The sequence below is a fragment of the Candidatus Desulfofervidus auxilii genome, assembly GCF_001577525.1.
GTDB classification, from domain to species: Bacteria; Desulfobacterota; Desulfofervidia; order Desulfofervidales; family Desulfofervidaceae; genus Desulfofervidus; species Desulfofervidus auxilii.
The window spans coordinates 2,008,567-2,029,198 of record NZ_CP013015.1 but is presented as its reverse complement, the minus strand read 5'-3'; the positions used below and the strand labels follow the sequence as shown (position 1 = coordinate 2,029,198).

26 protein-coding genes are annotated in these 20,632 nt (G+C 36.9%); 21 read left to right on the top strand and 5 right to left on the bottom strand.

The annotated features are described in order from the left end of the window. Positions 1 to 76 precede the first annotated feature (76 nt). Genes HS1_RS10130 through HS1_RS10120 form a run of 3 tightly spaced genes read left to right on the top strand, consistent with a single transcriptional unit; the run spans position 77 to position 1,707 of the window. Positions 77 to 580 (top strand): CvpA family protein, encoded by a 504-nt coding sequence (locus tag HS1_RS10130; protein WP_066064862.1) that lies wholly within the window; start codon positions 77 to 79, stop codon positions 578 to 580. Beyond that, on the top strand, positions 564 to 1,340 hold the full coding sequence (mazG, locus tag HS1_RS10125; RefSeq protein WP_066064859.1) for a nucleoside triphosphate pyrophosphohydrolase: 777 nt from the start codon (positions 564 to 566) through the stop codon (positions 1,338 to 1,340). The genes HS1_RS10130 and mazG overlap by 17 nt, the downstream gene beginning before the upstream one ends. Next, positions 1,327 to 1,707, top strand: coding sequence for an FxsA family protein (locus HS1_RS10120; RefSeq protein ID WP_066064856.1), 381 nt, complete (start codon positions 1,327 to 1,329; stop codon positions 1,705 to 1,707). Before mazG ends, HS1_RS10120 begins: the two co-directional genes overlap by 14 nt. 130 nt (positions 1,708 to 1,837) lie before the next feature. On the opposite strand, the gene HS1_RS10115 is transcribed toward HS1_RS10120, so the two are convergent. After that, positions 1,838 to 2,242 (bottom strand): DUF3568 family protein, encoded by a 405-nt coding sequence (locus tag HS1_RS10115; protein ID WP_066064853.1) that lies wholly within the window; start codon positions 2,240 to 2,242, stop codon positions 1,838 to 1,840. Between the two features lie 127 nt (positions 2,243 to 2,369). Between HS1_RS10115 and HS1_RS10110 the strand changes: the two genes are divergently transcribed. The 8 genes from HS1_RS10110 (at position 2,370) to HS1_RS10075 (ending at position 8,173) form a co-directional block, all read left to right on the top strand. Beyond that, positions 2,370 to 2,954 (top strand): D-glycero-alpha-D-manno-heptose-1,7-bisphosphate 7-phosphatase, encoded by a 585-nt coding sequence (locus HS1_RS10110; protein WP_066064850.1) that lies wholly within the window; start codon positions 2,370 to 2,372, stop codon positions 2,952 to 2,954. After that, positions 2,935 to 3,924, top strand: a complete 990-nt coding sequence (locus HS1_RS10105) for a glycosyltransferase family 9 protein (protein ID WP_066064847.1) — start codon at positions 2,935 to 2,937, stop codon at positions 3,922 to 3,924. The genes HS1_RS10110 and HS1_RS10105 overlap by 20 nt, the downstream gene beginning before the upstream one ends. Then, the gene (locus HS1_RS10100; RefSeq protein WP_066064844.1) at positions 3,921 to 4,874 is read left to right on the top strand and encodes a GDP-mannose 4,6-dehydratase; all 954 of its coding nucleotides are present in this window, start codon (positions 3,921 to 3,923) and stop codon (positions 4,872 to 4,874) included. Before HS1_RS10105 ends, HS1_RS10100 begins: the two co-directional genes overlap by 4 nt. 4 nt (positions 4,875 to 4,878) lie before the next feature. Then, on the top strand, positions 4,879 to 5,073 hold the full coding sequence (locus HS1_RS10095; RefSeq protein WP_066064840.1) for a Trm112 family protein: 195 nt from the start codon (positions 4,879 to 4,881) through the stop codon (positions 5,071 to 5,073). A 98-nt stretch (positions 5,074 to 5,171) separates the two neighbouring features. Next, complete coding sequence (locus HS1_RS10090; RefSeq protein ID WP_066064837.1) at positions 5,172 to 5,903, top strand: ABC transporter ATP-binding protein; 732 nt, start codon at positions 5,172 to 5,174, stop codon at positions 5,901 to 5,903. After that, the gene (locus tag HS1_RS10085; protein WP_066064835.1) at positions 5,896 to 6,690 is read left to right on the top strand and encodes an ABC transporter permease; all 795 of its coding nucleotides are present in this window, start codon (positions 5,896 to 5,898) and stop codon (positions 6,688 to 6,690) included. Before HS1_RS10090 ends, HS1_RS10085 begins: the two co-directional genes overlap by 8 nt. After that, the gene (locus HS1_RS10080; protein ID WP_066064832.1) at positions 6,687 to 7,487 is read left to right on the top strand and encodes a tetratricopeptide repeat protein; all 801 of its coding nucleotides are present in this window, start codon (positions 6,687 to 6,689) and stop codon (positions 7,485 to 7,487) included. Before HS1_RS10085 ends, HS1_RS10080 begins: the two co-directional genes overlap by 4 nt. Before the next feature lie 41 nt (positions 7,488 to 7,528). Beyond that, entirely contained in the window at positions 7,529 to 8,173 is a 645-nt protein-coding gene (locus tag HS1_RS10075) for a prepilin-type N-terminal cleavage/methylation domain-containing protein (protein ID WP_082757789.1), read from the top strand. Positions 8,174 to 8,617: 444 nt separating this feature from the next. On the opposite strand, the gene HS1_RS10065 is transcribed toward HS1_RS10075, so the two are convergent. The 4 genes from HS1_RS10065 to holA form a co-directional block, all read right to left on the bottom strand. Beyond that, entirely contained in the window at positions 8,618 to 8,920 is a 303-nt protein-coding gene (locus HS1_RS10065; protein WP_066064823.1) for a hypothetical protein, read from the bottom strand. Positions 8,921 to 9,489: 569 nt separating this feature from the next. Further along, complete coding sequence (locus HS1_RS10060) at positions 9,490 to 10,017, bottom strand: PadR family transcriptional regulator (protein ID WP_066064820.1); 528 nt, start codon at positions 10,015 to 10,017, stop codon at positions 9,490 to 9,492. A gap of 1 nt (position 10,018) precedes the next feature. Then, positions 10,019 to 11,143 carry a M20/M25/M40 family metallo-hydrolase gene (locus HS1_RS10055; RefSeq protein WP_066064817.1) on the bottom strand — a complete coding sequence of 375 codons (1,125 nt, stop codon included), beginning with the start codon at positions 11,141 to 11,143 and terminating at the stop codon, positions 10,019 to 10,021. Continuing rightward, a complete protein-coding gene (gene holA / locus HS1_RS13185) occupies positions 11,136 to 12,194 on the bottom strand; it encodes a DNA polymerase III subunit delta (RefSeq protein ID WP_066064814.1) in 1,059 nt (352 codons plus the stop codon). Before holA ends, HS1_RS10055 begins: the two co-directional genes overlap by 8 nt. 104 nt (positions 12,195 to 12,298) lie before the next feature. On the opposite strand from holA, the gene HS1_RS10045 reads away from it, so the two are divergent. The 10 genes from HS1_RS10045 (at position 12,299) to fabF (ending at position 20,583) form a co-directional block, all read left to right on the top strand. Beyond that, complete coding sequence (locus HS1_RS10045) at positions 12,299 to 12,823, top strand: YceD family protein (protein WP_066064811.1); 525 nt, start codon at positions 12,299 to 12,301, stop codon at positions 12,821 to 12,823. Between the two features lie 12 nt (positions 12,824 to 12,835). After that, complete coding sequence (gene rpmF, locus HS1_RS10040) at positions 12,836 to 13,018, top strand: 50S ribosomal protein L32 (protein WP_066064808.1); 183 nt, start codon at positions 12,836 to 12,838, stop codon at positions 13,016 to 13,018. Between the two features lie 8 nt (positions 13,019 to 13,026). After that, positions 13,027 to 14,088 carry a phosphate acyltransferase PlsX gene (plsX, locus tag HS1_RS10035; protein ID WP_066064805.1) on the top strand — a complete coding sequence of 354 codons (1,062 nt, stop codon included), beginning with the start codon at positions 13,027 to 13,029 and terminating at the stop codon, positions 14,086 to 14,088. Continuing rightward, positions 14,089 to 15,063: a beta-ketoacyl-ACP synthase III gene (locus tag HS1_RS10030; RefSeq protein WP_066064802.1), complete on the top strand. Its 975-nt coding sequence runs from the start codon at positions 14,089 to 14,091 to the stop codon at positions 15,061 to 15,063. 121 nt (positions 15,064 to 15,184) lie between these two features. Beyond that, on the top strand, positions 15,185 to 16,348 hold the full coding sequence (locus tag HS1_RS10025) for an acyl-CoA dehydrogenase family protein (RefSeq protein ID WP_066064799.1): 1,164 nt from the start codon (positions 15,185 to 15,187) through the stop codon (positions 16,346 to 16,348). Further along, positions 16,345 to 17,127 carry an electron transfer flavoprotein subunit beta/FixA family protein gene (locus HS1_RS10020; RefSeq protein ID WP_066064796.1) on the top strand — a complete coding sequence of 261 codons (783 nt, stop codon included), beginning with the start codon at positions 16,345 to 16,347 and terminating at the stop codon, positions 17,125 to 17,127. The genes HS1_RS10025 and HS1_RS10020 overlap by 4 nt, the downstream gene beginning before the upstream one ends. A 2-nt stretch (positions 17,128 to 17,129) precedes the next feature. Next, positions 17,130 to 18,332: an electron transfer flavoprotein subunit alpha gene (locus HS1_RS10015; protein WP_066064793.1), complete on the top strand. Its 1,203-nt coding sequence runs from the start codon at positions 17,130 to 17,132 to the stop codon at positions 18,330 to 18,332. Next, entirely contained in the window at positions 18,333 to 19,070 is a 738-nt protein-coding gene (gene fabG, locus HS1_RS10010; RefSeq protein WP_066064790.1) for a 3-oxoacyl-[acyl-carrier-protein] reductase, read from the top strand. 22 nt (positions 19,071 to 19,092) lie between these two features. Further along, positions 19,093 to 19,332: an acyl carrier protein gene (gene acpP, locus HS1_RS10005; RefSeq protein ID WP_066064787.1), complete on the top strand. Its 240-nt coding sequence runs from the start codon at positions 19,093 to 19,095 to the stop codon at positions 19,330 to 19,332. A 9-nt stretch (positions 19,333 to 19,341) separates the two neighbouring features. Then, positions 19,342 to 20,583, top strand: coding sequence for a beta-ketoacyl-ACP synthase II (gene fabF, locus HS1_RS10000; RefSeq protein ID WP_066064784.1), 1,242 nt, complete (start codon positions 19,342 to 19,344; stop codon positions 20,581 to 20,583). Positions 20,584 to 20,632 lie beyond the last annotated feature (49 nt).

Here is a 20,632-nt window from a genome sequence, read left to right as displayed (position 1 = left end):
CAAGGTCATGGATAAAGTCAAGAGAAGGCAACTTGCTCCCCTTGCTTTTTTCTTCTAGTTTCATTATGTTTAACTCGTGAATTTTATAGATATTTTGGTTTTTGGCTTAATAGCTATTTTTGTAATCATAGACGGGATAAGAGGTTTTATTAAAAGTATCTATTTTTTTCTATTTCTTATTATAGGTTTCTGGCTGGCCGGACATTATACTCTACAAGGAGCTAGTTATTTAAAACACTGGTTACCCCCCCTGGTGGCCTATATAGGGAGTGTAGTAATAATTTTGTTAATTGCTGTTATCCTTTCTTATTTGTTAGGTTTTCTCCTAGGTTTTATTTTTCAAACTAGAGTATTTAAACCATTAGACCACTTATTAGGGGTGTTGATAGGCATTATTAAGGGGTTTGTAATGGCTACTATTATCCTTATGATACTGAATATATTTTATCCACTCCCATCTAAATGGAAACATAAATCTTACACTTATCCTTATATTACCAAACTAAACCAGTGGATGGTGGCAAAGGTTTCTAAAAGACTACACTTATCTTTGGAGAAAATAGGTGGCAGAAATATCTAAACTTGAGCAAATTGTGGCCTCATTAAGGGGTAAGCACGGTTGTCCTTGGGATAAAAAACAGACATCTCAGACCCTGAAGAAATATCTTTTAGAAGAAGTTTATGAACTCATTGAGGCCATTGAAGAGGAAAAGACCGAAGAGGTAAAAGAGGAGCTGGGGGATGTGCTTTTTATTTTAGTTTTTTTGGCCCATATTTACAAAGAACAGGGGTGTTTTGATTTAGAAAAAGTAATTGATTTGGTAAGCGAAAAGATGATACGGCGTCATCCTCATGTATTTGGGGATATAAGAACCAACGACATAGCAGAAATCCGTGCCCGTTGGGAGGAAATAAAAGACAGTGAAAAACCAGAACGCAATTCGGTTTTGGATGGTATTTCTAAAGCACTTCCTGCTTTGACTCTTGCGTATAAAATTGGGGAAAAAGCAGCCAAGGTAGGATTTGACTGGGAGAGGTTAGAAGGTGTATTAGAAAAGGTAGCCGAGGAAACGCAGGAGTTTAAAAGGGCGTTAAATACCAACAATATTGAAAAAATAAAGGAAGAATTGGGTGATATTCTTTTCTCTTGGGTAAATGTAGCCAGATTATTGAAGATCCAGCCTGAAGATGCCCTTCGCCAAACTATTAAAAAATTTAAGAGGCGTTTTAAACTTATGGAAAATGAATTCAAAAGACAAGGAAAATCCATTCAAAATGCCTCTTTGGAAGAAATGGATGCATTCTGGGAGCAAATAAAAAAACAAGATGACATTTCTTAAACTTTTTCTCCTTTTTACCTTGGTCAGTATTCTTGAATTGGCAGTTATTATAGAAGTAGGGTCTCGTTTAGGTGTAATGTTTACTATTTTGCTCATTTTATTTACTGCAGTTTTTGGAGCCTATTTTGCCCAAACACAAGGATGGCAAATATTAATCCGCCTTCAAACTGAACTGAGTATGGGTCAGCTTCCAAGTGATACCTTAATAGAGGGTCTTCTTATTCTAATCGGTGGGGTATTACTGCTAACTCCGGGTTTTATTACAGATAGTTTGGGGTTTTTATTCATTTTCCCTCCTACTAGAAGAAGGGTTAGAGAAAAATTAAAGGCATATTTTCGAAAGAGGCTTGATATAGAGGTTTTTTAAGAAATATACTGCTGTTTCTTATACGGCTACAAAGTTTGAGGAAAGGTTTAAAAAGGAGAATCCTGCACACAGAACAGCCAGTTTCTGCCTTTGAATTGATTCTAAGGAAAGGAATGTTATCTGCTTAAAACTAGTTTTTACTACGTATTCCAAGCCTTTTATCTATGGCTTTTTTGATGATTAAAGATGCATTCTCATCACCAAAGATTCCCACCCTGATAGAGACTATAGTCATACCGCTAGCTTTATTTTTAATCTTAATAGTAACTACTTTACCGTCTGCTTTTCTCGCCTTAATTTCAGCATTAATGGCATCTTTTTCCATTCTTTCTATACGAATTCCCGTATCTTTAAGGGCTAACTTGGTAGCCTGCCAGACTCTTTCATAAGGTGCAATGTATTCTATTTCTAATTTACCTTCAAGAAACTTATATCCAGCCAGTCCTGCTCCTCCACCTACGCCTGCTCCTATCAAAAACCCACACCCACATATAAAGAATAAGAAAGACACCATCGTGTATTTTAAAAAACGCATTTTTACCTCCTAGCTTTATTTAATATGAAAGTAACAAAGTTTGGACATAAAGTCAATCTCCCCAGCGCCTTATTAGCAGAATATACTCTATATTGACAGATACTGATTTTTCTTTTAAACCTCAACTATGTCCAATCAGGCAGTGTTTTTAGATAGGGACGGCACTGTTAATGAAGAAATGGGTTATATTAACCATCCCGACAGATTTATCATCTTACCTCAGGTGCCAGAGGCCATTCGATTACTTAAAAAAAATAATTTTAAAGTGATTTTGGTTAGTAATCAAGCTGGTGTAGCTAAAGGATATTTTCCTATAGAGTTAATTGAGGAAATCCATCAGATTCTTCAAGAAAGATTACGCAAAGAGGATGCTACTTTGGACGCTATCTATTATTGTCCACATCATCCCCAAGGCAGTGTATCTTTATATAAAAAAGATTGCTCATGCCGAAAACCTAAACCAGGCTTGATTTATAAAGCCCAAAAAGACTTTAATTTGGCAGTAAATAAATCCTATGTGGTTGGGGATAGATTTAAAGATATAGAACTTGCTCATAATGTAGGGGCTAAAGGAATACTGATATTAACCGGTTATGGGAAAGGAGAATTAAGATACATTGCCCCAAATCATCCCCTGAAACCCCATTTCATAGCCCAGAATTTATACCAGGCCGCCCAATGGATTATAAAGGATGCGTATTCTGATCGTTAAATTAAGCTCTTTAGGAGATATTATCCATACCTTACCTGCTCTTCATAATCTGAAAATGGCTTATCCTCAAGCCCAAATTGATTGGGTTACTGAAGAAGTAGGAAGGGAATTACTTTGGGGACATCCTTATCTTAACAGAATTATTGTCTATCAGCGATATGGCTGGCCAGAGAAGTTAAAGAAGGGAAAGTGGATTAGGGCAATTAAGGAGTTTAAAGCTTTTAAACACCAGCTTGGTGAATACCATATGATTTTTGACTTTCAAGGTTTGTTAAAGAGTGCCATTATCACTTTTCTAGCTAAAGGAAAGGAAAAAATAGGATTTGCCAATGGTCATGAAGGTAGTCATATAGTATTAACCAAAAAATTTAAGGTTGATTATAACCAACATGCAGTCATTAGGTATTTAAAATTGCTAAAATTGGCCAATGTGCCTGTAGACTTAGAGCATATTGTTTTTCCTCTTCCTTTCCAAATAAATTCTAATCTTGGGATTCCATCTCCTTATATTGTTATTAACCCCATCGCCCGCTGGGAAAGTAAGATGTGGTTTCAGAAAAAATGGCGCAACTTGGCCCAAAGACTTTCTGTCTTAGGATATAAAATAGTATTTACCGGCACAAAAAAAGATAGAAATTATATTCATAATATTTGCCATGGGCTTAGTAAATGCATCAATTTAGCAGGGAAAACTTCTTTAAATACCTTGATTTCTCTATACAAAAAGGCTAAACTAGTCATTTCTATAGATACAGGCACTATGCACCTGGCAGCAGCTACTAGGACGCCAGTCATTGCCTTATTTGGCCCTACTGCTCCTTGGCGAACAGGACCATTTGGTAAATGTCACACGGTGATTTATAAGGCACTTCCCTGTCAACCTTGTTTCAAGAAATACTGTGTTACTAAAGACTGCTTGGAAAGAATTGAGGTGGAAGAAGTAATAGAGGCAGTGAGGAAATATCAATGAGATGTTTGGTTACCGGGGTAGCTGGCTTTATTGGCTCACACCTAGCAGAGGCATTATTGAAAGCAGGTTACCAAATAACTGGTATAGACTGTTTTACTGAGTATTACTCTAAAGAATTAAAAAAAGCAAATCTGGCCAATTTAAGGCAAAATAGAAATTTCAATTTTGTAGAAGCAGACTTACTTCATTTAGATTTGAAATCCATCTTAAAAAAGATAGACTGGGTATTTCATCTTTCAGCCCAGGCAGGAGTGAGGGCTAGTTGGGGTAAAAATTTTGAAATTTATATTCAAAATAATATCTTGGCTACTCAGAAATTATTAGAAGCTAGTAAGAATGTGAAACTTAAGGGATTTGTTTATGCCTCCTCTTCCTCTGTTTATGGAGATACCAATACTTTACCCACTCCAGAAGAGGTCTATTTGCAACCTGTTTCCCCTTATGGACTCACTAAACTGGCTGGAGAGCATTTGTGCTATCTTTATCATAAAAACTTTGATGTTCCTACAGTAGCTTTAAGATATTTTACTGTCTATGGACCACGTCAAAGGCCAGATATGGCCTTTCATCGTTTTTTAAAAGCAGCTCTTTTAGGAGAACCAATAGAAATTTATGGAGACGGAAAGCAAACAAGAGATTTCACTTATATTTCAGACATTATTGATATCCATCTAGCAGTCATGGATCATCTTCATCCAGGTGAGGTATTTAATATTGGCGGAGGCACTCAAACTCATCTTAACACGGTAGTTGATCTTATCTCCAAAATTACAGGCAAGGAGATAAAGATTATTTATAAGCCTGTGCAAAAAGGCGATGTGCGTCATACTGCCGCTGACATCACCAAGGCACAAAATATTTTGGGTTATAAACCCAAAATAAAATTACCTGAAGGACTGGAAGCAGAGTGGGAATGGATCCAAACTATATATAAAAAATTAAGGGGGTAATAACATGCCTATTAGTCCCGAATTACTTAAAATCTTAGCCTGCCCTAAGTGTAAAGGAGACTTGAGATATGAAAAGAACACTCCTCATGGGGAAGGCCTAATATGTGATAAGTGCAAATTATTTTATCCCATTAAAGAAGAAATTCCTATTATGTTGATAGAGGAAGCCATAAAGATTGAAAAAAGTGAATCCAGTTAAAAAGATCTTTCTTGGCTCAAAATTGGCATGATCTTTGCTTTTCTATCATTTAAATGGTAAATGGGTTATTGGTCTTTTAGAAAGAAATTAAGACAGCAATGAGCCTTATTGTTTTTAAACAAATCACTAAGTCATATCAGGAAGGTTTGAGGAGAAAGAAACAGGTGCTAAAGGGGCTTTCTTTGGAGATTAAAAAAGGTGAAGTCTTTGGTTTTTTAGGTCCAAATGGAGCCGGCAAGAGCACCACTATAAAGATCTTACTTAATTTTATCTTTCCGGACAAGGGTGAAGTGAGGATAAATGGCCAGCCGGTAAGCAATCCTCAGGTGCGCAAATATCTGGGGTATCTACCGGAAAATCCCTATTTATATGATAATCTCAGTCCTCAAGAATTATTATTATTTAAAGGCAGGGTTTGTGGATTAACCGCACAGCAAATAAAAAAACGCATGGATGAGATACTCTCTAGGGTGAATTTATTCCAGGTAAAAAAAAGGCCCTTAAGGACATTTTCTAAAGGTATGGTCCAAAGAGCAGGATTTGCCCTGGCCCTAATTAATGACCCTGAAATCCTTATCTTAGATGAACCCTTTAGTGGACTTGACCCCCTTATGCGGTATGAGGCTTTAGAACTCCTATTAAGTCTGAAACAGCAAGGAAAAACCATCTTTTTTAGTTCACATATCTTAAATGACATTGAGAGGGTGTGTGACAGAATAGGCATTTTAAATCAGGGTGAATTGGTGTCTGTAGATAATACCGAAAACATTTTAAATAAATATGGTAGTTTAGAAAAAGCGTTTTTAACTGTTACTAAAGACCATGGGTAAAGTTTATTGGATTTCCTGGTTGGCTTTTAAAGAAGGCATCAAACACCGTATTCTATATGGCATTATCTCGTTTTTTATATTTGTGGCAGCAGTTAGTTTATTATTTGCTGACTTCTTTGCCATAGATGTAGTGAAGGTAGGAATTGATTTTGCCCTTTCTGGTACTTCTTTAACTGGATTATTAATTTTATTTTTCTTATGTATTCCCATGTTAAATAGAGACTTAGATAAAAGAACTGTTTATTTTCCTATTTCTTCTCCCGTATCCCGCGCGCAATATATTTTAGGAAAATTCTTTGGTCTATTTTTCATATTACTTGCCTGTATGGTAATATTAGGAATACTTTCTTGTTTATTGATAAAATTATTTATGACCCTTTATAAAGCCTATATCCCTTTGAATTTCTCCTGGGCAAAGATTTTTTTGGCACTGGTTTTCAGTTTCCTTTCTTTCTTAGTCCTTTTGTCTGTAATCTTTTTTTTCTGGAGTATTTCTTCTAAAGGGTTTATTGTTTCTACCTTCAGTCTTATGACCTATATTATTGGGGAAAGTACTGCCGTGGTGAAGGAAATGGTTTCTTCTCACCCAGGTGTGATCAAACATATAGTGAATTTTGCCTCCTGGGTGTTTCCCAATCTTTCTTACTTTGACTTAAAAAAAGTGGCGGCTCATGGCTTGCACATCCATTTGGGTTATATATTAAAAGTCTCTATTTATGCATGGTTTTATATAGCTATATTATTAACCTTGACTATAATTATTTTTCAAAAAAAAGATTTGGGATGAAAAAATTTGTTCTTGTCTTTCTTATTTTAGGTTATTTTATAATCATTAAAAATTTGGCAGGAACAAAACCCTTGGTTTTAACAAAAGAAAACTCTCCTCCTAAAGTCATACCACCTGCTGTGTTAAAACTGACTTGGGGGGAATTTAAAAACTTAGGGGCTGATTTTCTATTTATAAAGTCTTTAGTATATCAAGAAGCAGAAGCTATAAGCAAATTTTCTGAACAAGAATGGAATTATGTTTATTCTGTTTTAGAGGCATCCAGGGTGCTTGACCCCTATTTTAAAGACCCTTATTGGCTGGTGCAGGCATTTTTCCCTTGGGAGGCTGAATCTCCTGAGAAGGCTATTGCCTTTTTAAAAAAAGGGCTTTCTTATCGGACATGGGATTGGACCTTGCCTTATTACATTGGATTCAATTATTTCTTTTTCTTGAAAGACTATGCTCAGGCCTCCAAGTACTTGTTTGAGGCCGCTAAAATATCTGATGATCCATTTATCGCTACTTTAGCCGCTCAAATTGCTTACAAAGGTGGAAAAACAGAAACAGCGATTGCCTTTCTCTCTGATATGTATTCAAAGGTGGTTAGTGAAGAGGCAAAGAAGAGTATCAAAAAAAGGCTTGATGCCTTGCAAGGGGTGTTAATTTTGGAGAAAGCAGTAGAAAGATATAAAATGATGTTTGGACACCTTCCTCACACTTTGTCAGAATTAATAGATAAGGGAATTATCAAGGAAATACCTCAAAATCCCTATCACACTCCCTATTATCTTAAAGACGGGAAAGTCCTGTTTTAATAATTTACTTATTTTGGAACAGTTTTTGCTTGAAAACAGTAATGATGCCATATCTGCCTAAGAATGGATTTACTTTAATTGAGCTAATAGTAGTAATAGCTATTATGAGCATTATTGCTGCTTTAGCTGTTGCCTCCTATAAAGCTTATGTAATAATAGCCAGAAATGCTTCTGCACTTGCTCAGTTAAATATGGTCAAAAATGCCCAAGCGGTCCTGGTTGAGGAAATTCAATGTTATGGGGTGAGTGCCTTTGGAGCCACTTTATCCAATCCTCCTGGAGGGAGTGGTATAGGCACTATCCTAGGAGGTCCTCTAACTAGTGCTACTGCCAAAACATCAGGAGCTATGATTACTGGCCAAAATTCTCAGAATATAATCAGTGCGGTACCCATTACTGTAGGGAGTGGGATTATCCTTAGGGCAGACACAGATGGAGGTAATAATTCTTCATGTTTAATAGTAGTTAAACATTTAAACGGTGATACCGTTTATGGCAATGATTCTGACACAGTAGGTGTTAACTATTGGGTAAGAAACCCTGCTTGGGTTGGACAAGGAGTTGCCGCAGTAGTCCCTGGTGCATTCCCTGCAGGATTACAAATACCTTCGTGTACCAACAAAAATGATTTTCAAAATGCACCTGGAGGAGGTATCCCTACAGCTAACTGGACTTATAAACAATAATTGACTAATAGTGACAATATTTGTTACCTTCCAAAATCCGCGATTGCTCTGAAAGAAAACCCTTAACATCCACTTACCTGAAAGGTGAGAAAACACACTTGAGGGATAACGGCTGGTGGGTATGCGAAACCCGTAAGGGTTTGGGTGAGTGATAACGAACCGCATACCCGCTGTTAGGCGACGTTGCTCCTGTATTTGATTTTATAGTCATTTGCTTTCCACGAATCTGTGTTAAATTCTATTAAGATAATCTCTTCACCATCTGAATTATTCAGAGAACGTATCCGTTCTTTGGCAGTTCTTAATGAATTTTCATCTCCTATTATAATCTCAATAAGATATATGTACCTAAGTCTACACTTAAAGGCTATGAGTTTCTTGAAATCCTTTTCTATCTCACCAATATTAGAAGCCAATTTAAATTCTATAACTGCAAAATTTTCATTAGCATTGGGCTTGTGTAATAAAAAAATCAGGTATCTTTTTTAGATCGGGTATTTCTTGATAAGTTTTATTAACTTCAGCTTGGCTGACTACATCTTCAGAAACAATTCCCAGAATAGACCCACTATCCCACAATTTTCTAAATTGATGGTAGAATTCATAGGCAAAAGGGCGCTCTTGAATCTTTTGTTCCTGAAGTGTCTCTTTTAACCTATTATTGAGCTCATCAAACTTTAATCTCGACAAATCTACAAATTTCTTGTTCATGTTTTCTAAACACAATTTTACGGCATTAACTATCATGTTTCATCTACTCCAGTAATGTCATCTAACTTAAAATAATCGAATGGGTTCGTTTATCCCCCCAAAATGGGAGATAATCCGAACCTATTTCGTTTATCCCTTGCTCTGGAAGAATTTAACTTTCTGTACATAAAGTAGGAAATTCACTTCTTTGTAACCTCATTACCTCATTATTTAAACAATTATCATGATCATTAAGATTTGTAAATAATTTTCTTTACCCAAAATCCGTAATAACTTTAAAAGAAAACCCACCTGCCAGGGCTACACCTGCATTCCGCAGCGTGCTCCTGAAAAATTAAGGTTGGCAAGAAAGAAAAAAACTTTTTTCCTTTCAACTAACTCTACTTTTTTAAAAAGCAGATTGCGGAGTGCCATCAAGACTGGCGAAAGCCACCCTGAAGGGCTTGGTCTTGATGGCTTAACGGAGCAATCTGCTAAGCTATAAATAGGTTAGTGAAGTTAACCTTGATTAAAATAGAATAAAAAATGGGCCTGCCTGCCCTGTCTGCCGACAGGCAGGCGTCGGGCAGGTTGCAATTTTCTCTAAAAATCAATTGCGGATTTTGTTACTTAGAAATAAAGTGTTCTTGTAATTTTTTGGTAAATCGGATTTCTACTTCTATTAATTCCTTTAAGTGTTCTGGGATGAGAACCTTCTGCTCAGATTGTTTATTTATCAAAAGTCTTTGTTTTGTCTCTTCTGCCCATACAGCAATTTCCTTCAAACGCTCAATCCTTTTTTTTATAAGTTTTTTTATCTGTTTTTGAGAAGGTAATCTATCTAAAAAATAAAGGACTAAATCCAGATTAAAAAAAGGCCTTTCTAAATACAAAAAATTGCGAATAAGTAATTTATTTAGAAATATTTCACCCTTTGGTGTAAGGGTATAAACCCGCCTTTCAGGCCGATTTCCTTCTCTTTCTATCTCACAATTCAGATATCCCTTTTTGGTTAATTTATCTAAAGTATAATAAAGAGAAGTAAGCGTTACATTGGTTAAGGGTTTAATTTCTTCTTCAATGATTTTTTTTAATTCATAGCCATGTTTGGGAGATTCTTTTAAAAGTCCTAAAAGAATTACCTCTAATTTCATGTTATTCCATCATTATCATTTGTAATAATATATTCACAGTCTTTACCATATCATACAATGAAATATATTCTTGGCAAGTATGAACGTTCTTCATTCCCGTTCCAATGATTACACTGGGAATATTTATAGAATTGAAAATGTTGGCATCACTTCCTCCTCCACTTATTTTCAGATGCATTTCCATGCCTATCTGCTTACCTGCTTTTTGGAGTAATTTGATTAAAGGATGCGCTTCACTTACATACATAAGGGGGTAATCTTCTTTAATGTCTATATTTAACCGGGCTAAACCAGATTGAGGAGATATATCAGCTATGATATTTTGAAATGCAGTTGAGATTTTTTCTGTTTGTGCTTCTAACTTTTCTGGTTTATGACTTCTTACTTCACCTTCTAGAATTACCTTAGGAGGAACAATATTAGTAGCTATGCCTCCTTTAATAAGCCCCACATTGCAAGTAGTTTCCTCATCAATCCTTCCCCAACTTAGCTGAGAAATGGCCTTACTGGCTACCCATATGGCATTTATCCCCTTCTCTGGTTCTACCCCGGCATGGGCTTCTTTACCAATTACTTCAATCCGAAAACGATTGGCCGTAGGAGCACGATGGATAATTTCTGCCGGCTCTCCCCCATCTAATACCAGTCCCCACTTGGCCTCTAATAAAGAATAATCTAAATTTTTGGCCCCTAACAAGCCAATCTCTTCACAAATAGTAAACACTGGTTGTAAGGGCCAGTGAGAAAAATTATTTTCTTTCAATATTTCCAATAATTCTATAATAATAGCTATCCCTGATTTATCATCAGCCCCCAAAATAGTTTTCCCTTTGCTTTTCAAAACATCATTTTTTTCTATCACCTCTACTTTTTCTTCTGGTCTCTGGACTGTGTCCATATGGGCGTTAAGCATAAGCACTGGTTTTTCTTTTTTACCTTCTACCCAAGCTATTAGATTATTAGCAGTAGAACCAAGTTTCTCCCCTGCATTGTCTTCTAAATATGGAATACTCAAGGCATTAAGTCGCTCTTTGATATAACTAGCCACTAATCCTTCTTGTCGAGAAGGACTACTTAAGTATAGTAGGTTTAAAAAAGTCTGTTTTAATCTGGAAAGATTAACCATTTTTACCCCCAAGCATTTTACACCAAAAAAGAATGAGCACTTCCAAATGATACAAACTATTTTTAGTGCTAGTTTTAATAAAGCTATCGGTAAGCAATAACTTCTCATGGATTCTATAAAGTCCTTTCAAAGAATATCGACTAGCTCTTTTCAAAATAATATACACTACATAAGGATGTAAGTTTATCAAAATAGTTAAATTTTTTCTTTTGATCTGCGGATAAACGGTTTTAAGAAATTGTTGATAACTATAAGATTCATTAAAATTAATTTTTTCTTCCTCCAATAGAATCTTTGCCTCTAATAAAAACCTCCATTCCTTTATTAAAAGACTTAAAATGGCCAAGGGGTGAAATCCCTGGTCTAAAAGATTTTTTAAGAAATTAAGAGTTACTTCTGGGTTATCTTGAATAAGCCTTTCTCCTATAGCAAAGGCTGCTTCTTCTTTTATGGGTATTACCATACTAATAATATGCTCTTCGTTTATCACCTCGTTTTCTCCTATATAATTTATCAACATCTCTAAATAATTCTTGATAGCAAATAAATTAAACCCTGTATATTTTAAAAGCCGGGCCTTTGCCGTGAGAGTAATCTGTTTTTTTGCTTTTTTAAGCAGGGTTTGGATAAGCTGTTCTTGCCATTTTTGTTGCTCTTTGAGTTTTATTGAAAAATCCACAAAAATGGCCCTGTTCTTCAAAAAATCAGGAATGACTTTTGCCTCTAAAGTAGTAATAATCAAATAGTGCTGTAAGTGATTGATAATTTTGGGGTCTAAAAAAGAAAATTCTGTTAAATCTTTAATCCAAATAGCCTTTTCCTCTGCAAACAGGGAAGCAGAAAGGAGTTTTTCTCTAAAAGAGGCCTGATCTATTTCATCTCCCAAAATATACTCTACTATTCCATTTTTTTTCTTAATTTTATTTATTATCTGTTTAGCTGCTTCTTCACAAAGATAGGGTTCTCCAGAAAAACAAAATATTTTCTCTTTTATCTTCTCTGGAATTTGATTCACTAAGGTATAAAATCTTTCTTTAGGATAGGCTGGCACTTTACTTTCTTATTAAATATGCTATATTCTTTTAAAGGGCTTTGCCTTGACAAAGCCCCTTTTTTTATATATTTAGCATGGGTTTTTAAAAAAGGAAAGGTCTAATGATTGTTAGAATAGAAGATATTCCATCTGAAGGACTAGAATTAGTATTTAGAGAAGAAAAAAAATGGTGGGACACAAAAAAAGAGGCATATATGGCAGTAGAGCTTGCCTGTCCTGTAGTAGCTAAATTAAAGCTAAAACTAATGGGAGAAAAGGTTCACATAATAGGAGAAATCCATACCAAATTAAAATTATTTTGTGCCCGGTGTTTAGAAACCTTTGTTTTTCCTTTAAACACTACTATGGATTTCACGCTCGTTCCTTCTAATCAGCTTCCTAAAACTGAGACTTTAAGATTAAAAAAGGAAGACCTGGAAGTAGAATTTTTTAACGGAGCAGAAATTGACTTAGCACAGATTGTCATGGGGCAGATTTTTCTCAATATTCCTATGAAGCCCTTATGTCAGCCAAATTGTGCTGGTCTTTGCCCTTATTGTGGAGTAAATCTGAATAAAGAAAAATGTAAATGTGAAAAACCTAAAATCAGGCCGTTTTATGAGGCCTTAAAGCATTTAAAGTTATAAGGGGAGGGAAAAATGGCAGTTCCAAAAAGGAAACACTCCAAATCAAGACGAGATAAAAGAAGAACCCATTTCAAATTGAATACCCCTAATGTGATAGAATGTCCTCATTGCCATGAGCTCAAGTTGGCTCATCGCGTGTGTCCCAATTGTGGAAAATATAAAGGTGAAGAAATCGTAGAGGTTAAAGAAATTTAAGAGTCAAAATGGAAGGAATAACTGTTGCAGTAGATGCTATGGGAGGCGATTATGCCCCTGAAGAAATAATAAGAGGTGCATTAAGAACCATTCAAGAAACACAGCTAAATATTATCTTAACAGGAAATGAAAATGAAATTAAAAAAATTCTAGAAAAAGAAAATAAAGACTTATTACCCATTCGGATTTGTCATGCTTCTCAAGCAATAGGTATGACCGATTCTCCATTTGAAGTCCTCAGGCATAAAAAAGACACCTCTCTCCAGGTGGCCTTAGAATTGGTCAAAAAAAACCAAGCTCAGGCAGTATTTACTGTTGGTAATTCTGGAGCAGCTCTGGCCTTAGCTATGTTTATCTTGGGGCGATTGAAGGGAGTAGACAGGCCTGCCTTAGCTGGTATTATCCCCACTTTAGAAGGACGGATAGTGTTGATAGATGTGGGAGGGGTGGTAAACTGCCATGCTTACCATCTAGTGCAGTTTGCAGTAATGGGACATGTGTTTGCTAAATATATCTTGGATATTCCTGAACCTAGGGTGGCACTGCTCAATATTGGGGAAGAACCTTTAAAGGGAAACGATTTAGTAAAAGAAACTTATAACTTTTTAAAAAAAAGCCCTCTCAAGTTCGTTGGTAATATAGAAGGTAAAGATATTTTACATAATAAAGCAGATGTAGTAGTATGTGATGGTTTTGTGGGAAATATAGCTTTAAAACTAGGAGAAGGAGTGGTAGAAGACTTGGTCACTTCCATAAAAAAAGAAGCTCAAAAAAATCCATTAGCTCAAATAGGCTTAATATTGATTAAAAAATCCTTAAGACGAGTATTTGAAAAGCTGGATTATTCTGAACATGGAGGAGCCCCTTTATTGGGAATTAATGGCACGGTGATTATAGGTCATGGTCGTTCTCGAGCTAAAGCCGTTAAAAACGGCATCAAAATGGCAGCAACGTTTGTTAAACAAGATATCAATAATCGTTTAGAAAAAGGTTTAAGGGAACATAGAGCGTTTATGCCCACTAAATACTGGAGAAAACTTACTGAGAGGTTGAAAGAGGTAGTATCTTGAATGAAGGCTGCGATTTTGGGCACGGGTTTACAACTCCCTCAAAAAAAATTGACTAACAAAGACTTAGAAAGGATGGTCAATACTTCGGACGAGTGGATTACCACCCGTTCTGGGATAAAAGAAAGGTATATCGTTTCTGGAAAAGAAACTTTATCTTTTCTAAGCACTGAGGCCTCTAAAAAAGCTCTAGAAATGGCAAAGATAGATGCTAGTGAGTTAGATTTAATCATTGTGGCTACCTTTACCGCAGATTTTCGCTTACCTTCAGCAGCTACTTTGGTGCAAAATAATCTTAAGGCTTATAATGCAGCTGCCTTTGATATTGCTGCTGCCTGCACAGGCTTTATTTATGGTCTTGTCATTGCAGAAAAATTTATAAAAGATAACCCTAAAATCAAAGCCCTAGTAATAGGAGCTGAGGTGCTAAGCAGTGTAACCAATTGGGAGGATAGGACTACTTGTGTGCTTTTTGGTGACGGTGCGGGTGCAGCCCTGGTGAGCGGTGCAGAAAATAGAGGCATATTAGCTACTTATATCAAGTCTGACCCCAGAGTGTGGGATTTGCTCTGTGTTCTAGGAGGTGGTTCCCTATATCCTCCTTTCCAAAATGGGGTACCAAAGGAAGAATATTATGTAAGGATGAAAGGTAATGAAGTATTTAAATATTCTGTGCGGTATATGGAGGAGGCAGCCAGGATTGTTTTAGACAAAGCAGGTATGTCTCCTGCTGATATTGACTGGCTTATTCCTCATCAGGCCAATATTCGCATTATGAAAATGATAGCCAAAAAATTAGGTATTCCTGAAGAAAAGGTATTTATTAATATTGATAAATATGGTAACACTTCGGCTGCTACTATCCCTATTGCCCTAGACGAAGCAGTGCGTCAAGGAGCAATAAAACCTGGAGATTTAGTTTTATTAGATGCCTTTGGTGGTGGTTTCACCTATGGGGCTGTGTTATTGAGATGGTAATGGGTTAAAGTGGAAAATGAAAAATTGGACTAAAAGAGTAAAAATAGTTAGCCTGAGTCGTGGATTTTAAATTAGGGTTAGTGAGCATCTGTATCCCAATTAGTTTTAAATGGAGGAAAAGATGATTTATTCCCTTACCGAAGAGCAGGAAATGATTCAAGAAGTGGCACGTCGCATAGCTAAAGAAAAAATCATTCCCAAAAGAAAAGAGCTAGATGAAAACGAGATATTCCCTAGAGAAATTTTAAAAGAGATGGCTGAAGCAGATTTATTTGGCATCTTCATTCCTGAAACCTATGGTGGATTGGGGTTTGGCACTTTTGAGACTTGTTTGTCCTTAGAACAAATTGCTTGGGGTTGTGCAGGGGTGGCCACAACTTATGCTGCCAGCAGTCTTGGAGCATATCCTATCCTTTTGTTTGGGAATCAAGAACAAAAACAAACTTATCTTCCTTTCATTGCTCGTGGTGAAAAAATAACTGCCTTTGGATTGACAGAAGCCAATGCAGGTAGTGATGCTTCTGCTATCCAGACTACAGCTATTAAGGATGGAGATTATTATGTCTTAAATGGAGCTAAACAGTGGATCACTAATGCAGGGGAAGCTGATATTTATACTATTATCGCTCTTACAGATAAAAAGAAAGGAGTAAGAGGCGCCAGCGCTTTTATTTTGGAAAAAGGGGATGAGGGATTTTTCTTTGGGAAAAAAGAGAAAAAAATGGGGATTCGTGCTTCTGTTACTGGTAGCCTTATTTTTGAAGACTGCCGTATTCCCAAAGAAAGATTATTAGGAAAGGAAGGAATGGGATTTATCATTGCTTTGAGAACCCTAGATTATGCTAGACCAGGAGTAGGTATATTAGGAGTAGGTTTGGCGCAGGCTGCTTTAGATGAATCTGTTAAATTTGCTAAACAAAGAAAACAGTTTGGCCAACCTATTATTTCCTTTCAGGCCATAAGTCATATGCTGGCAGATATGGCCACAGAAATCGAAGCTGCTAGAGCATTGACTTATGCTGTTTGTAAATATATTGATACCAATCCCAAAGATTTTTCTAAATATGCTGCCATGGCCAAACTCTTTGGTTCAGATATAGCTATGAAGGCTACTCTCAATGCCGTGCAGATATTAGGAGGACATGGCTATATGAGAGATTATCCGGTGGAAAAAATGATGCGGGATGCCAAAATATTACAAATTTATGAAGGCACAAATCAGATTCAAAGAAACATAATTGCCCAAGTTTTAAATAAAGAGTATGGGAAAGGCCAAATAAAATGAAATATATTGTTTGTTTAAAACAAGTGCCTGAAACAGAAGGTGTAAAGATTAACCCTGAAACAGGCACATTAATACGAGAAGGGGTAAAAAGCATTATAAATCCCTATGACCTTTATGCCTTAGAAGCAGCCCTACAGATGAAGAAACAATATGGAGGAGAAATAATAGTTTTAAGCATGGGACCACCTCAAGTAGAAGAGGCCTTACGAGAGGCCATTTCTTATGGTGCTGATGAGGCCATTTTATTATGTGATAAAGCCTTTGCTGGGGCAGATACCTTAGCCACTAGTTATACCTTAGCTCAAGCTATTAAGAAAATAGGCAATTTTGATGTTATTTTTTGTGGTAAACAGGCTATTGATGGAGAAACTGCTCAAGTAGGTCCTGAATTGGCTCAGAGATTAGATATCCCTTATATCACCTATATAAGAAAAATCGAGTTAAAAAATAATACCCTTTTGGTAGAAAGGTTACTAGATGATGGCTACCAGGTAGTTCAGATTAATTTACCAGCCTTATTAACAGTTATTAAAGAAATTGGTGAGCCACCCCTACCTTCTATTCGGGGCAAAATGAGAGCCAAAAAAGCAAAAATTCTTCTTTGGACAACACAGGATATTAAGGCTGATTCAGAAAAAATTGGATTAAAGGGTTCAGCTACCCAAGTAGTTAAAATCTTTAGTCCTCCTAGTCGGGGAGAAAGGCAAATGCTTACTGGAAGCTTGGAACAACAAGCAAGAGAACTTAAAGATAAATTAATGACTATTATGGGAAAATAAAGATGGAACTTATTTTAAATAAAGAAAAATGTAACGGCTGTGGAGCCTGTATAGACGCCTGTCCCTTTTCGGCCTTAATCATGAAAGAAGGTTATCCTGAAGCTACTGAAGAATGTAGATTATGTGGGTTGTGTGTAAATGCTTGTCCCGAAGAGGCCATTTCTTTACCAGAAGAATTAAAGAAGAAAAAGAGACCTATTAAGAAAGCAAGGGATGTATGGGTTTATGCTGAACATAGGGATGGCAAATTAGCAAGGGTTTCTTTTGAACTATTAGGCAAGGGGAGAGAATTAGCTGATAAACTGGGGCAAAAATTGGTAGCAATTCTTATAGGCCACCAGATAGAAACCTCAGCCTCAAGATTGATAGATTATGGAGCAGACATTGTGTATGTAATGGACCATCCTGATTTAGCTACCTTTAACGAAAATAAGTATGGAGCCGTATTAATTCCCTTATTAAAAAAACATTGTCCCAATATATTTTTGTCTGCTGCCACGACCAGAGGACGCTCTTTGATTCCCCAGATAGCAGCTGATTTGGAGACGGGTCTTACGGCTGATTGCACAGGGTTAGATATAGATTCTAAATCAGGACTTCTTCTCCAAACACGTCCTGCCTTTGGAGGCAATATTATGGCCCTAATTACCTGTCCTGACCACCGTCCTCAAATGGCTACTGTAAGACCCCATATTTTCCCTAAACCCCAACCAATTCCAAACCATAAAGGTAAAATAATAAGGCTTGAAATAGAGAACAAATTACCTGAGAATAGTGTCAAAGTAAAGTCTTTTATCAAGACAGAAACCAAAGGGCCGGATTTGTCAGAAGCGGATGTGATTATTGGAGTGGGACGAGGGATTAAAGGCCCAGAAAATTTAAAGATGATGGAGGAATTAGCTTACTTATTAAATGCCAGTATTGGTGGTTCCCGGGCAGTAGTAGATGCAGGATGGTTACCCCCAAGGTGTCAGATTGGACAGACCGGTGTCACGGTGAGCCCTAAAATATATATTGCTTGTGGTATTTCAGGTGCCATTCAACACATAGTAGGTATCCAATCAGCTAAAACCATTGTGGCCATTAATAAAGACCCAGATGCCCCTATATTTAATGTAGCAAATTATGGTATTGTGGCTGATTTATTTGAATTCATTCCTAAACTGATTGAAGAAATTAAAAAAGGTAAAGGAGAATTAAGTTAAATGGAAGAAAGAGTGGCTGTGGTTACCGGAGGTTCTAGAGGAATAGGACGGTCCATTGCACTAAGATTGGCTAGAGATGGAACAAAATTAATTATTACTTATTTAAAAGGAAAAGAGGCTGCTGAACAAGTGATAAAAGAAATTGAATCTCAAGGGGGGAAGGCCTGGGCATATCAGTTTGATGTAGCCAATTTTGAGGAAACTGAAAAAAATTTTGAGGAAATACTTGCCAAATTTAATAAGATAGATTATCTCATCAACAATGCAGGTCTTGTCAAGGACAATTTTTTGCTGCGGATGAAAGAGCAAGACTGGGATAGGGTGATAAATGTAAACTTGAAGGGGGCCTTTAATTGCATTAAGGCAGTGGTCAAGTCTATGCTTAAACAGAAGTTTGGCAGAATTGTAAATATTACCTCAGTGGTTGCCTTTATGGGAAATATAGGCCAGGTCAATTATGCGGCTTCTAAAGCAGGCTTAGTAGGTCTTACTAAGTCTTTAGCTAAAGAGTTGGCCCCTAAGGGAATTACAGTTAATGCAGTAGCTCCAGGATTTATAGAAACAGATATGACTGCTTCACTCCCAGAGAAAGTGAAAGAAAATATGTTGAAAGCTATTCCCCTTGCTAGATTTGGCAAACCAGAAGAGGTGGCAGAAGCAGTAGCCTTTTTGGTTTCAGATAAAGCGGCTTATATTACAGGACAAGTGATTCATGTAAATGGTGGAATGTATATGTAAAATATCTTCCAGGAGGTGAAAAATGGCAAATATTGAAAAAAGGGTAAAGGAGATTATTGCTAATCAACTTGGTGTAGATCAAGAGGAAGTTGTGCCTGAGGCTTCTTTTGTGGAGGATTTGGGGGCTGATTCTTTGGATTTGGTAGAATTGATTATGGCTATAGAAGAGGAATTTGGTGTAGAAGTGCCTGATGAAGAAGCAGAAAAAATTCGTAAGGTTCAGGATGCTATTGACTATATCCAAAAACACATTCAAGGATAGGAGGAAAGATTGCGGCGAGTAGTGGTTACTGGTTTAGGACTGGTGACTCCAGTAGGAATTGGTGTGAAAGAAAGTTGGGAAAATATTTGTGCGGGCAAATCAGGCATCACAGAAGTTACTCGTTTTGATGCCTCAGCCCATGATAGCCGCATTGCTGGAGAAGTCAAAGACTTTCATCCTGAAGAATTCATGTCCAAAAAACAAATTAAACGCACCGATTTATTTGTTCAATATGCACTAGCTGCTACTAGGATGGCCATGGAAATGGCACAGTTAAAAATAGACCCTAACCTTGCCCCAAGGGCAGGGTGTATTGTAGGGGTGGGTCTAGGGGGTTTGCCCAATATTGAGTATTATCATAAACTCCTATTAGAAAAGGGCCCAAACAAGGTCTCTCCTTTTTTTGTTCCTATGATTATTACCAATATGGCTGCGGGTTATATCTCTATTGAGTATAATCTCCAAGGTGCAAACATTTGCACCACCACAGCTTGTGCCTCTGGTGCCCATGCTATTGGAGAAGGATATCATTATATTAAATATGGTCTGGCAGATGTGATGGTAGTGGGTGGAGCAGAATCTACCATTACCTCTTTAGGTATTGCTGGTTTTTGTGCCATGAAGGCCCTTTCTACCCGCAATCAAGAGCCCCAAAAGGCTTCTCGGCCTTTTGATAAAGAGAGGGATGGTTTCGTCATAGCAGAGGGGGCAGGGATTATGATCTTAGAAGAAATGCATCATGCCTTAAATAGGGGAGGGCCAATTTATGCAGAAATGATTGGATATGGGGTAAGTAGTGATGCCTATCATATTACCGCTCCCCCTAAAGATGGAGCAGGGGCTATTTTGTGTATGAAAAGCGCCTTAAAAGATGCAGGTATTAAACCACAAGAAGTAGATTATATCAATGCTCATGGGACATCTACTCCCTTAAATGACATTTCTGAAACTAAGGCCATAAAGGCCACATTTGGAGAACATGCTTATAAATTACCAGTAAGCTCTACTAAATCCATGACCGGCCACTTGTTAGGAGGCGCTGGAGGCATTGAAGCAGTATTTACTGTTCTCTCCCTTTATTCTGGTATAATTCCTCCTACCATTAATTATGAATATCCTGACCCTGAATGTGATTTAGACTATGTTCCCAACAAAGCCAGAAAGGCAAATATCAATATTGCCATGTCTAATTCTTTTGGTTTTGGTGGAACCAATGCCTCTTTAATATTTAAGAAATTTGAGCGAGTTTAGGGTCAAAGCTACAATTCATCTATTTGTTCTACCTGCCACAACAAGGGTA

What these genes read in the sequence shown, in the direction of transcription:
- HS1_RS10030 (WP_066064802.1), top strand. Translation starts at nt 14,089, where the DNA reads ATGAAGGCTGCGATTTTGGGCACGGGTTTACAACTCCCTCAAAAAAAA.
- HS1_RS10025 (WP_066064799.1), top strand. Translation starts at nt 15,185, where the DNA reads ATGATTTATTCCCTTACCGAAGAGCAGGAAATGATTCAAGAAGTGGCA.
- acpP (WP_066064787.1), top strand. Translation starts at nt 19,093, where the DNA reads ATGGCAAATATTGAAAAAAGGGTAAAGGAGATTATTGCTAATCAACTT.
- HS1_RS10060 (WP_066064820.1), bottom strand. Translation starts at nt 10,017, where the DNA reads ATGAAATTAGAGGTAATTCTTTTAGGACTTTTAAAAGAATCTCCCAAA.
- HS1_RS10110 (WP_066064850.1), top strand. Translation starts at nt 2,370, where the DNA reads ATGTCCAATCAGGCAGTGTTTTTAGATAGGGACGGCACTGTTAATGAA.
- HS1_RS10020 (WP_066064796.1), top strand. Translation starts at nt 16,345, where the DNA reads ATGAAATATATTGTTTGTTTAAAACAAGTGCCTGAAACAGAAGGTGTA.
- fabG (WP_066064790.1), top strand. Translation starts at nt 18,333, where the DNA reads ATGGAAGAAAGAGTGGCTGTGGTTACCGGAGGTTCTAGAGGAATAGGA.
- HS1_RS10015 (WP_066064793.1), top strand. Translation starts at nt 17,130, where the DNA reads ATGGAACTTATTTTAAATAAAGAAAAATGTAACGGCTGTGGAGCCTGT.
- HS1_RS10055 (WP_066064817.1), bottom strand. Translation starts at nt 11,143, where the DNA reads ATGGTTAATCTTTCCAGATTAAAACAGACTTTTTTAAACCTACTATAC.
- HS1_RS10085 (WP_066064835.1), top strand. Translation starts at nt 5,896, where the DNA reads ATGGGTAAAGTTTATTGGATTTCCTGGTTGGCTTTTAAAGAAGGCATC.
- HS1_RS10115 (WP_066064853.1), bottom strand. Translation starts at nt 2,242, where the DNA reads ATGCGTTTTTTAAAATACACGATGGTGTCTTTCTTATTCTTTATATGT.
- HS1_RS10075 (WP_082757789.1), top strand. Translation starts at nt 7,529, where the DNA reads ATGATGCCATATCTGCCTAAGAATGGATTTACTTTAATTGAGCTAATA.
- HS1_RS10100 (WP_066064844.1), top strand. Translation starts at nt 3,921, where the DNA reads ATGAGATGTTTGGTTACCGGGGTAGCTGGCTTTATTGGCTCACACCTA.
- plsX (WP_066064805.1), top strand. Translation starts at nt 13,027, where the DNA reads ATGGAAGGAATAACTGTTGCAGTAGATGCTATGGGAGGCGATTATGCC.
- HS1_RS10095 (WP_066064840.1), top strand. Translation starts at nt 4,879, where the DNA reads ATGCCTATTAGTCCCGAATTACTTAAAATCTTAGCCTGCCCTAAGTGT.
- HS1_RS10105 (WP_066064847.1), top strand. Translation starts at nt 2,935, where the DNA reads ATGCGTATTCTGATCGTTAAATTAAGCTCTTTAGGAGATATTATCCAT.
- HS1_RS10045 (WP_066064811.1), top strand. Translation starts at nt 12,299, where the DNA reads ATGATTGTTAGAATAGAAGATATTCCATCTGAAGGACTAGAATTAGTA.
- HS1_RS10090 (WP_066064837.1), top strand. Translation starts at nt 5,172, where the DNA reads ATGAGCCTTATTGTTTTTAAACAAATCACTAAGTCATATCAGGAAGGT.
- HS1_RS10080 (WP_066064832.1), top strand. Translation starts at nt 6,687, where the DNA reads ATGAAAAAATTTGTTCTTGTCTTTCTTATTTTAGGTTATTTTATAATC.
- HS1_RS10065 (WP_066064823.1), bottom strand. Translation starts at nt 8,920, where the DNA reads ATGATAGTTAATGCCGTAAAATTGTGTTTAGAAAACATGAACAAGAAA.
- HS1_RS10120 (WP_066064856.1), top strand. Translation starts at nt 1,327, where the DNA reads ATGACATTTCTTAAACTTTTTCTCCTTTTTACCTTGGTCAGTATTCTT.
- rpmF (WP_066064808.1), top strand. Translation starts at nt 12,836, where the DNA reads ATGGCAGTTCCAAAAAGGAAACACTCCAAATCAAGACGAGATAAAAGA.